The sequence below is a fragment of the Streptococcus sp. 339 genome, from assembly GCF_013277285.1.
Classification (GTDB): Bacteria; Bacillota; Bacilli; order Lactobacillales; family Streptococcaceae; genus Streptococcus; species Streptococcus pseudopneumoniae.
Genome location: NZ_VMMR01000064.1, coordinates 1 through 11,137, shown reverse-complemented (window position 1 = coordinate 11,137; position 11,137 = coordinate 1). Strand labels below are relative to the sequence as shown.

Below are 11,137 nucleotides of genomic sequence, written 5' to 3'. Positions count from 1 at the left end.
ACTGACGAAGTCAGTAACATATACGTACGGCAAGGCAACGTTGACGCGGTTTGAAGAGATTCTCGAAGAGTTTCAAACATATGCAATTATTTCTGAAAGAGTACAGTTAGGAGAGGGTTATGCCGATTCGAATTGATAGAAAATTACCAGCTGTTGAGATTTTACGGACAGAGAATATCTTTGTCATGGATGATCAACGTGCGGCCCACCAAGATATCCGTCCTTTGAAGATTTTAATTTTAAATCTCATGCCACAGAAAATGGTCACAGAAACCCAGTTGTTGCGCCATTTGGCTAATACGCCCCTGCAATTGGATATTGATTTTCTCTATATGGAGAGCCATCGTTCTAAAACAACTCGTTCAGAGTACATGGAGACCTTTTATAAAACCTTTCCTGAAGTCAAGGATGAGTATTTTGATGGGATGATTATCACGGGTGCTCCAGTTGAGCATTTACCATTTGAGGAAGTGGACTATTGGGAGGAATTTAGCCAGGTGCTTGAGTGGTCCAAGACCCATGTCTATTCGACCCTTTATATCTGTTGGGGGGCTCAGGCTGGTCTTTATCTGCGTTATGGAGTGGAAAAATACCAGATGGACAGTAAGTTATCGGGTATTTATCCTCAGGACACTTTAAAAGAAGGGCACCTTCTTTTAAGAGGCTTTGACGATAGCTATGTTTCCCCTCATTCTCGGCACACGGAGATTTCTAAGGAAGAGGTCTTAAACAAAACCAATCTCGAGATTTTATCAGAGGGTTCTCAGGTTGGGGTTTCGATTTTGGCTAGTCGTGATTTGCGTGAAATTTATAGTTTTGGGCATTTGGAATATGACCGTGATACCTTGGCAAATGAATATTTCCGAGATCGTGATGCAGGTTTGGATCCTCATATTCCAGAAAATTACTTTAAGGATGATGATGTCAACCAGACACCTTGTCTTTGTTGGTCTTCATCAGCAGCCCTCTTTTTCAGTAACTGGGTGAATTATGCGGTCTATCAGGAGACGCCTTTTGACTGGAGAAAAATAGAAGATGATGCATCTACATTTGGGTATTTATAAGAGGAATTATGACATATTTAGACGCTTTTAAATCAGGGAACTTGGTTTTACCGAGTGCCCTGCTCTTGCATTTTAAGGAACTCTTTCCTTCTAGCGACGATTTTCTGGTTTGGCAATTTTTCTATTTGCAAAATACGACAGGCTTAGAAGAAATGTCGCCAAGCCAGATTGCTGAAAGGATTGGCAAGGAAATTTCGGATGTCAACCAGTCCATTTCCAATCTGACGGAGAGGGGACTTCTCCAGTATCGTACTATCGAATTAAATGGCGAAATCGAATTGCTTTTTGATGCTAGTTTGGCTTTGGAACGTTTGGATGACTTGCTTGGAGCTATTGCTTCGAGTTCAGACCAGTTGATACCTCAAAATCATCTTAAGGATTTGGTGGAAACCTTCCAGCAGGAGTTGGGACGCTTGTTGACGCCTTTTGAGATTGAGGATTTGATGAAGACACTAAAGGAAGATGGAACCAGTGCTGACTTGATTAAGGAAGCTCTTCGTGAAGCTGTTTTGAATGGAAAACCAAACTGGAAGTACATCCAGGCGATTTTGAGAAACTGGCGACATGAAGGTATCAAAAGTGTGGCTCAAATCGAGGCTAAGCGGGCAGAAAGAGAAGCAAGCAATCCTCAGTTGACACAGGTATCGGCAGATTTCAGAAATGCTATGGATCTCTGGAAGGATTAATCCATGTCAGCAGGCTTGAAATCCGAGTAAGATTTGCAAGCTGTGTCTAATTGTGATAAAATAAATAGAAAATAAATTGAAAAAAGAGGTATGTGAAATGTCACGTAAACCATTTATCGCTGGTAACTGGAAAATGAACAAAAATCCAGAAGAAGCTAAAGCATTCGTTGAAGCAGTTGCGTCAAAACTTCCTTCATCAGATCTTGTTGAAGCAGGTATCGCTGCTCCAGCTCTTGATTTGACAACAGTTCTTGCTGCGGCAAAAGGTTCAAACCTTAAAGTTGCTGCTCAAAACTGCTACTTTGAAAATGCAGGTGCCTTCACTGGTGAAACAAGCCCACAAGTTTTGAAAGAAATCGGTACTGACTACGTTGTTATCGGTCACTCAGAACGCCGTGACTACTTCCATGAAACTGACGAAGATATCAACAAAAAAGCAAAAGCAATCTTTGCAAACGGTATGCTTCCAATCATCTGTTGTGGTGAGTCACTTGAAACTTACGAAGCTGGTAAAGCTGCTGAATTTGTAGGTGCTCAAGTATCTGCTGCATTGGCTGGATTGACTGCTGAACAAGTTGCTGCATCAGTTATCGCTTACGAACCAATCTGGGCTATCGGTACTGGTAAATCAGCTTCACAAGACGACGCACAAAAAATGTGTAAAGTTGTTCGTGACGTTGTAGCTGCTGACTTTGGTCAAGAAGTTGCAGACAAAGTTCGTGTTCAATACGGTGGTTCTGTTAAACCTGAGAACGTTGCTTCATACATGGCTTGTCCAGACGTTGACGGTGCCCTTGTAGGTGGTGCGTCACTTGAAGCTGAAAGCTTCTTGGCTTTGCTTGACTTTGTAAAATAATCAGTAAGTAGCAAAAGCTAGGTGGAACAGCATTCAGATGTCTGTTCCATTTTTTATAGGAGAGGAAAGATTGAAAACAAAAATTGTATGTATAGGGCTAGCAAGTCTTTGCTTACTTGGCGCAAGAGTTTCAGGAATTGCGGCAGATGAAACAAGTGGAAGCACAGTTTCAGAAAAATCTAGTCTATCAACAGGGACTTCATCAACTAGTAGCAATGAACAGAGAAACAGTGTCTCTGCCCACTGGGATGGAGATTATTATGTAAAGGCTGATGGTTCTAAAGCTCAAAGTGAATGGATTTTTGACAACTACTATAAGGCTTGGTTTTATATTAAGTCAGATGGCCGTTACGCGCAGAATGAATGGCATGGAAATTACTACCTGAAATCAGGTGGATATATGGCCCAAAACGAGTGGATCTATGACAGTAATTACAAGAGTTGGTTTTATCTCAAGTCAGATGGGGCTTATGCTCATCAAGAATGGCAATTGATTGGAAATAAGTGGTATTACTTCAAGGAGTGGGGTTACATGGCTAAAAGCCAATGGCAAGGAAGTTATTTCTTGAATGGTCAAGGTGCCATGATGCAAAATGAATGGCTTTATGATCCGGCTTATTCTGCTTATTTTTATCTAAAATCCGATGGAACTTATGCCAACCAAGAGTGGCAAAAAGTGGGCGGCAAATGGTACTATTTCAAGAAGTGGGGCTATATGGCTCAGAATGAGTGGCAAGGCAACTACTATTTGACTGGAAGTGGTGCCATGGCGACTGATGAAGTGATTATGGATGGCGCTCGCTATATCTTTGCGGCCTCTGGTGAGCTCAAAGAAAAGAAAGATTTGAATGTCGGCTGGGTTCACAGAGATGGTAAACGCTATTTCTTTAATAATAGAGAAGAACAAGTTGGAACCGAACATGCTAAGAAAGTTATTGATATTAGTGAGCACAATGGCCGTATCAATGATTGGAAAAAGGTTATTGATGAAAATGAAGTAGATGGTGTCATTGTTCGTCTAGGTTATAGCGGTAAAGAAGACAAGGAATTGGCGCATAACATTAAGGAGTTAAACCGTCTGGGAATACCTTATGGCGTCTATCTCTATACCTATGCTGAAAATGAGACTGATGCTGAGAATGATGCTGAACAGACCATTGAACTTCTGAAGAAATACAATATGAACTTGTCTTACCCTATCTACTATGATGTTGAGAACTGGGAGTATGTGAATAAAAGTAAGCGTGCTCCGAATGATACAGGTACTTGGGTTAAGATTATCAACAAGTACATGGAGACGATGAAGCAGGCGGGTTATCAAAATGTGTATGTCTATAGCTATCGTAGTTTATTACAGACGCGTTTAAAACACCCAGATATTTTAAAACATGTAAACTGGGTAGCGGCCTATAACAATGCTTTAGAATGGGAAAACCCTCATTATTCAGGAGAAAAAGGTTGGCAATATACCTCTTCTGAATACATGAAAGGAATCCAAGGGCGCGTAGATGTCAGCGTTTGGTATTAAGCTCTGATTAGAAAGAGGGATGTGATAGTAGCACCCTCTTTTTCTTTGTTTTATGATAGTTTATCCTCGAGTAAATTCAAGAACTTGCTCGGAAATGAATCTTATACTCAATGAAANNAGGTTGTAGATAAGACTGATGAAGTCAGTAACTATATCTACGGCAAGGAGACGTTGACGTGGTTTGAAGAGATTTTCGAAGAGTATTATATAGTAGATTGAATATAGACCAGAACATTGCGGTTGCTAAAACATTTTTAGAAATTCATTTGTCTTTCCTAATCGACTTGGTTACATCTTATTTCAATCTATTATAGTCTTGGGGAATTTCTTCAAACCACATCAGCTTGGTCAGTTCTACCTGCGACCTCAAAACTTGTGCTTTGGTCAAGCTGGGTTTAGTTTCCTAGTTTGCTGATGGATTTCCATTGACTATAAGCATCCAACCCTCTTTTCGTCTTCTAAAGAATTCTTAAATTATCAGTCTATTGCAACTTTTCTCATGTGGGTTATTTTGCTTGCTATTGGTTTTCCTTAGTAGTATACTAAGGTAGTAATCATTAAGAAGTGGTTACATAAAAATAATGAATGAGGTAAAATAAAATGGTAGAATTGAAAAAAGAAGCAGCAAAAGATGTCGCAACATTAACAAAAGCAGCGCCAGTAGCATTGGCAAAAACAAAGGAAGTTTTGAATCAAGCTGTTGCTGATTTGTACGTAGCCCACGTTGCTTTGCATCAAGTGCACTGGTACATGCGTGGACGCGGTTTTATGGTATGGCATCCAAAAATGGATGAGTACATGGATGCTCTTGATGGTCATTTAGATGAAATCAGTGAACGATTGATTACACTCGGTGGTAAACCATACTCTACTTTGACAGAGTTCCTTCAAAACAGTGAAATCGAAGAAGAAGCTGGTGAATACCGCAATGTTGAAGAAAGTTTGGAACGTGTCCTTGTTATCTACCGTTACTTGTCAGAACTTTTCCAAAAAGGTTTGGATGTTACTGATGAAGAAGGTGATGATGTGACAAATGGTATCTTCTCAGACGCTAAAAATGAAACGGATAAAACAATCTGGATGCTTGCCGCAGAACTTGGACAAGCACCTGGTTTGTAAGAAACAAGGCAACATAGATAAATCTGTAGGAAATTTCTTACAGATTTTTTCTATTTTGTAAGCTATTCCAAACCAGTCTTTTTTTGAGTTTTTTGATAAAATAGTACTATCAGTAAAAAGGATGGAAGCATGACTAAGAAAATCGTAGCTATTTGGGCCCAGGATGAAGAGGGTGTGATTGGTAAGGATAATCGTCTGCCTTGGCATTTGCCAGCAGAACTGCAACATTTCAAGGAAACAACTCTGAATCATGCTATCTTGATGGGGCGGGTAACCTTTGATGGGATGGGACGTCGCTTGCTTCCACAACGGGAGACCTTGATTTTGACACGTAACACGGAAGAAAAGATAGATGGGGTTGCTACTTTTCAGGACGTCCAGTCTGTTCTCGACTGGTATCAGGCTCAAGAAAAGAATCTCTACATTATCGGTGGGAAGCAGATTTTTCAGGCTTTTGAACCCTACTTAGATGAAGTAATTGTCACTCACATTCATGCTCGGGTGGAGGGAGATACCTATTTTCCTGAGGAGTTTGACTTATCTCTTTTTGAGACAGTTTCAAGCAAATTCTACGCCAAAGATGAGAAGAATCCTTATGATTTTACCATCCAATATCACAAGAGAAAGGAAGTCTAATGGAACGGAGTTTATTTGGTTTATTCACGGCTTTTCTGTGTTTCATCTGCCTTCTGGCAGGAGCACAGGCTTTTCGTAAAAAGCGTTACGGGCTTTCTATCCTCCTTTGGTTAAATGCCTTTACCAATCTGGTCAATAGTATTCATGCTTTTTACATGACCTTATTTTAGATAGAATGACAGTATAGAATGGAAGGAAATCATGTCTACAAATAGAAAAAATGATATGATGGTTTATTGCTCATTTTGTGGCAAAAATCAAGAAGAAGTACAAAAAATAATCGCTGGCAACAATGCTTTTATTTGTAATGAATGCGTGGAGTTGGCTCAGGAAATCATTCGAGAAGAATTGGTTGAGGAAGTCTTGGCAGACTTGTCTGAGGTGCCAAAACCAATTGAACTCCTCCATATCTTGAACCACTATGTAATTGGTCAAGATCGTGCCAAGCGTGCCTTGGCAGTGGCGGTTTATAACCACTACAAACGTATCAATTTCCACGATACGCGTGAAGAGTCAGAAGATGTGGATTTGCAGAAGTCAAACATCCTGATGATTGGGCCAACTGGTTCAGGGAAAACTTTCCTTGCCCAGACCTTGGCTAAGAGCTTGAACGTGCCTTTTGCTATTGCGGATGCGACAGCACTGACGGAGGCTGGTTATGTGGGTGAGGACGTGGAAAATATCCTTCTCAAACTCTTGCAGGCTGCTGACTTTAACATTGAACGTGCAGAGCGTGGCATTATCTATGTGGATGAAATTGACAAGATTGCCAAGAAGAGCGAAAACGTGTCTATCACACGTGACGTTTCTGGTGAAGGGGTGCAACAAGCTCTTCTCAAGATTATTGAGGGAACTGTTGCTAGCGTACCGCCTCAAGGTGGACGCAAGCATCCACAACAAGAGATGATTCAAGTGGATACTAAAAATATCCTCTTCATCGTGGGTGGTGCCTTTGATGGTATTGAAGAAATTGTCAAACAACGTCTGGGTGAGAAAGTTATTGGATTTGGTCAAAACAACAAGGCGATTGACGAAAACAGCTCCTACATGCAAGAAATCATCGCAGAAGATATTCAAAAATTCGGGATTATACCTGAGTTAATCGGACGTTTGCCTGTCTTTGCAGCCCTTGAGCAATTAACGATTGATGACTTGGTTCGTATCTTGAAAGAGCCAAGAAATGCCTTGGTCAAACAATATCAAACCTTGTTATCTTATGATGATGTCGAGTTGGAATTTGACGACGAAGCTCTTCAAGAGATTGCCAATAAGGCCATCGAACGGAAGACAGGGGCGCGTGGTCTTCGCTCCATCATCGAAGAAACCATGCTAGATGTCATGTTTGAAGTACCGAGTCAGGAAAATGTGAAATTGGTTCGCATCACAAAAGAAGCTGTCGATGGAACGGATAAACCAATCTTGGAAACAGCCTAGAGGTGACTATGGAAATCAATACACATAATGCTGAAATCTTGCTCAGTGCAGCCAACAAGTCTCATTATCCGCAGGATGAACTGCCAGAGATTGCCCTAGCAGGGCGTTCAAATGTTGGTAAGTCTAGTTTTATCAATACCATGCTGAACCGTAAGAATCTGGCTCGTACGTCAGGGAAACCTGGGAAAACTCAGTTGCTCAACTTCTTTAACATTGACGACAAGATGCGCTTTGTGGATGTGCCTGGCTATGGCTATGCCCGCGTTTCCAAAAAGGAACGTGAAAAGTGGGGGCGCATGATTGAGGAGTACCTAACGACTCGAGAAAATCTTCGTGCAGTGGTCAGTTTGGTGGATCTCCGTCATGACCCGTCAGCAGATGATGTGCAGATGTACGAATTTCTCAAGTATTACGAGATTCCGGTTATCATCGTTGCGACCAAGGCGGACAAGATTCCACGTGGTAAATGGAACAAGCACGAATCAGCAATCAAAAAGAAATTAAACTTTGATCCAAGTGACGACTTTATCCTCTTTTCATCTGTCAGCAAGGCAGGAATGGATGAGGCTTGGGATGCAATCTTAGAAAAATTGTGAGGAAAAGAAAATGGCAAAAACAATACATACAGACAAGGCTCCAAAGGCTATCGGACCCTATGTTCAAGGAAAAATCGTTGGCAACCTTTTGTTTGCTAGTGGTCAAGTTCCTCTCTCTCCTGAAACTGGAGAAATCGTTGGAGAAACGATTCAAGAACAGACAGAACAAGTCTTGAAAAACATCGGTGCTATTTTGGCAGAAGCAGGAACTGACTTTGACCATGTTGTCAAAACAACTTGCTTTTTGAGCGATATGAACGACTTTGTTCCTTTTAACGAGGTTTACCAAACGGCCTTTAAAGAGGAATTCCCAGCTCGTTCAGCAGTAGAGGTAGCTCGTCTTCCTCGTGATGTAAAAGTCGAAATCGAAGTCATCGCAGAGATTGGATAAGCTAGTTGAAGTTTGGTGTTGCCAAACTTCTTTTGATATAAGGAGAAAAAGATGACAAAGAAACAACTTCACTTGGTGATTGTGACAGGAATGAGTGGTGCAGGCAAAACTGTAGCCATTCAGTCCTTTGAGGATTTGGGTTATTTTACTATTGATAATATGCCGCCAGCTCTCTTGCCTAAGTTTTTGCAGTTGGTGGAAACAAAGGAAGACGATCCTAAGTTGGCCTTGGTAGTGGATATGCGTAGCCGTTCTTTCTTCTCGGAGATTCAAACTGTTTTGGATGAGTTGGAAAACAAGGAAGAACTGGACTTTAAAATTCTCTTTTTGGATGCAGCTGATAAGGAATTGGTCGCGCGTTACAAGGAAACCAGACGGAGTCACCCACTAGCTGCAGATGGTCGGATTTTGGATGGAATCAAGCTGGAACGTGAGCTCTTGGCGCCTTTGAAAAATATGAGCCAAAATGTGGTGGATACAACTGAACTCACTCCTCGTGAGCTACGTAAAACCATTGCAGAGCAGTTTTCAGATCAAGAACAAGCCCAGTCTTTCCGTATCGAAGTCATGTCTTTCGGCTTTAAATATGGAATCCCAATTGATGCAGACTTGGTTTTTGATGTGCGCTTTTTGCCAAATCCCTACTACCTTCCAGAGCTGAGAAACCAAACGGGTGTGGATGAACCTGTTTATGACTATGTCATGAATCATCCTGAGTCAGAAGATTTTTATCAGCATTTATTGGCCTTGATTGAGCCGATTTTGCCAAGTTACCAAAAGGAAGGGAAGTCTGTTTTGACCATTGCCATGGGTTGTACAGGTGGACAACACCGTAGTGTGGCCTTTGCTAAACGCTTGGCGCAGGACTTATCCAAGAATTGGCCTGTTAATGAAGGGCATCGCGACAAAGACCGGAGAAAGGAAACGGTAAACCGTTCATGAGAAAACCAAAGATAACGGTGATTGGTGGAGGTACTGGGATCCCCGTCATTCTTAAAAGTCTGCGTGAAAAAGATGTGGAAATCGCTGCTATCGTAACGGTGGCGGATGATGGTGGTTCATCAGGTGAACTCCGAAAAAATATGCAGCAATTGACACCGCCAGGTGATCTTCGTAATGTCCTTGTGGCCATGTCGGATATGCCTAAGTTTTATGAGAAAGTCTTTCAGTATCGCTTTTCCGAGGATGCCGGAGCCTTTGCTGGCCATCCATTGGGCAATCTCATTATTGCAGGTCTGTCAGAAATGCAGGGTTCGACCTATAATGCCATGCAGTTATTGAGCAAGTTTTTCCATACAACTGGGAAGATTTATCCTTCCAGCGACCATCCTTTGACCTTGCATGCAGTCTTTCAAGATGGGACAGAAGTGGCTGGAGAGAGTCATATCGCAGACCATCCAGGCATGATTGACCATGTCTATGTAACCAATACCTTCAACGATGATACACCTCTGGCCAGCCGTCGAGTAGTCCAGACCATTCTTGAAAGTGACATGATTGTCCTCGGACCTGGTTCTCTCTTTACCTCTATTTTGCCCAATATCGTGATTAAGGAAATCGGGCAGGCGCTTTTGGAAACCAAGGCAGAAATCGCCTATGTCTGCAATATTATGACCCAACGTGGGGAGACAGAACACTTTACAGATAGTGATCACGTGGAAGTCTTGCATCGTCACCTTAGCCGACCTTTTATCGATACGGTCTTGGTGAATATCGAAAAAGTGCCTCAAGAATACATGAATTCCAATCGCTTTGATGAATACTTGGTCCAGGTGGAACATGATTTTGCTGGTCTTTGTAAGCAAGTTCCGCGCGTGATTTCATCCAACTTCCTTCGTCTGGAAAATGGCGGTGCCTTCCACGATGGAGATTTGATTGTGGATGAGTTGATGCGGATTATACAGGTGAGAAAATGAGTTTCACAGTAGCAGTAAAAGAAGAAATCCTAGGTCAACACCATCTGAGCCGGTATGAATTATCTGCCATTATCAAAATGTCTGGTAGCATCGGTCTCTCGACTTCGGGCTTGACTTTGTCAGTTGTGACAGAAAATGCCAAACTGGCCCGTCACCTCTATGAGTCCTTTCTCCATTTCTATGAAATCAAATCGGAAATTCGTCACCACCAACGGAGCAATCTTCGCAAGAATCGGGTCTATACCGTTTTTACAGATGAAAAGGTGCAGGATTTGTTAAGTGATTTGCACTTGGCAGACTCTTTCTTTGACCTGGAAACAGGTATTGATGAGGCGATTTTATCGGATGAGGAAGCAGGTCGTGCTTATCTTTGTGGTGCTTTCTTGGCAAATGGAAGTATTCGTGACCCTGAATCAGGTAAGTACCAGTTGGAAATCAGTTCTGTTTATCTGGACCACGCGCAAGGAATTGCCTCCCTTCTCCAACAGTTTTTACTGGATGCCAAGGTGCTTGAGCGCAAGAAGGGGGCTGTGACCTATCTCCAGCGAGCAGAAGACATTATGGACTTCTTGATAGTAATCGGAGCCATGCAGGCACGGGATGATTTTGAGCGGGTTAAGATTTTGCGAGAAACCCGTAACGACCTCAATCGGGCTAATAATGCCGAGACAGCTAATATCGCTCGGACAGTTTCTGCCAGCATGAAGACCATTAACAATATCAGTAAAATAAAAGATATTATGGGCTTAGAAAATCTGCCAGTGGATTTGCAGGAAGTAGCGCAGTTGCGGATTCAGCACCCAGACTACTCTATCCAGCAGTTAGCAGATAGCCTCAGCAATCCCCTTACAAAAAGTGGTGTCAATCACAGACTCAGAAAAATCAATAAGATAGCCGATGAATTATAACGA

13 protein-coding genes are annotated in these 11,137 nt (G+C 42.0%); all 13 read left to right on the top strand.

The window, feature by feature from the left end; genetic code table 11:
• Window positions 1–119 precede the first annotated feature (119 nt).
• The 13 genes from metA (at window position 120) to whiA (ending at window position 11,134) form a co-directional block, all read left to right on the top strand.
• Window positions 120–1,064 carry a homoserine O-succinyltransferase gene (gene metA / locus HT736_RS08500; RefSeq protein ID WP_023937474.1) on the top strand — a complete coding sequence of 315 codons (945 nt, stop codon included), beginning with the start codon at window positions 120–122 and terminating at the stop codon, window positions 1,062–1,064.
• Window positions 1,065–1,072: 8 nt separating this feature from the next.
• A complete protein-coding gene (locus HT736_RS08495; protein WP_000221595.1) occupies window positions 1,073–1,750 on the top strand; it encodes a DnaD domain-containing protein in 678 nt (225 codons plus the stop codon).
• A 97-nt stretch (window positions 1,751–1,847) separates the two neighbouring features.
• Entirely contained in the window at window positions 1,848–2,606 is a 759-nt protein-coding gene (gene tpiA, locus HT736_RS08490; RefSeq protein ID WP_000087893.1) for a triose-phosphate isomerase, read from the top strand.
• Window positions 2,607–2,643: 37 nt separating this feature from the next.
• Window positions 2,644–4,134, top strand: a complete 1,491-nt coding sequence (lytC, locus tag HT736_RS08485) for a choline binding-anchored murein hydrolase LytC (protein ID WP_172930939.1) — start codon at window positions 2,644–2,646, stop codon at window positions 4,132–4,134.
• 600 nt (window positions 4,135–4,734) lie between these two features.
• On the top strand, window positions 4,735–5,253 hold the full coding sequence (locus tag HT736_RS08480) for a Dps family protein (protein WP_023937471.1): 519 nt from the start codon (window positions 4,735–4,737) through the stop codon (window positions 5,251–5,253).
• Between the two features lie 129 nt (window positions 5,254–5,382).
• Complete coding sequence (locus tag HT736_RS08475; protein ID WP_000162465.1) at window positions 5,383–5,889, top strand: dihydrofolate reductase; 507 nt, start codon at window positions 5,383–5,385, stop codon at window positions 5,887–5,889.
• A complete protein-coding gene (locus HT736_RS08470; protein ID WP_000442276.1) occupies window positions 5,889–6,059 on the top strand; it encodes a hypothetical protein in 171 nt (56 codons plus the stop codon). The genes HT736_RS08475 and HT736_RS08470 overlap by 1 nt, the downstream gene beginning before the upstream one ends.
• 31 nt (window positions 6,060–6,090) lie before the next feature.
• Window positions 6,091–7,323: an ATP-dependent Clp protease ATP-binding subunit ClpX gene (clpX, locus tag HT736_RS08465; RefSeq protein ID WP_000106340.1), complete on the top strand. Its 1,233-nt coding sequence runs from the start codon at window positions 6,091–6,093 to the stop codon at window positions 7,321–7,323.
• An 8-nt stretch (window positions 7,324–7,331) separates the two neighbouring features.
• Window positions 7,332–7,919, top strand: a complete 588-nt coding sequence (yihA, locus tag HT736_RS08460) for a ribosome biogenesis GTP-binding protein YihA/YsxC (protein WP_000405202.1) — start codon at window positions 7,332–7,334, stop codon at window positions 7,917–7,919.
• Window positions 7,920–7,929: 10 nt separating this feature from the next.
• Entirely contained in the window at window positions 7,930–8,310 is a 381-nt protein-coding gene (locus HT736_RS08455) for a RidA family protein (protein ID WP_001140420.1), read from the top strand.
• A gap of 51 nt (window positions 8,311–8,361) precedes the next feature.
• Window positions 8,362–9,252, top strand: a complete 891-nt coding sequence (rapZ, locus tag HT736_RS08450; RefSeq protein ID WP_023937468.1) for an RNase adapter RapZ — start codon at window positions 8,362–8,364, stop codon at window positions 9,250–9,252.
• Window positions 9,249–10,226: a YvcK family protein gene (locus HT736_RS08445; RefSeq protein ID WP_001231073.1), complete on the top strand. Its 978-nt coding sequence runs from the start codon at window positions 9,249–9,251 to the stop codon at window positions 10,224–10,226. The genes rapZ and HT736_RS08445 overlap by 4 nt, the downstream gene beginning before the upstream one ends.
• A complete protein-coding gene (gene whiA, locus HT736_RS08440; RefSeq protein WP_000011298.1) occupies window positions 10,223–11,134 on the top strand; it encodes a DNA-binding protein WhiA in 912 nt (303 codons plus the stop codon). Before HT736_RS08445 ends, whiA begins: the two co-directional genes overlap by 4 nt.
• The last annotated feature ends 3 nt before the right edge of the window (window positions 11,135–11,137 follow it).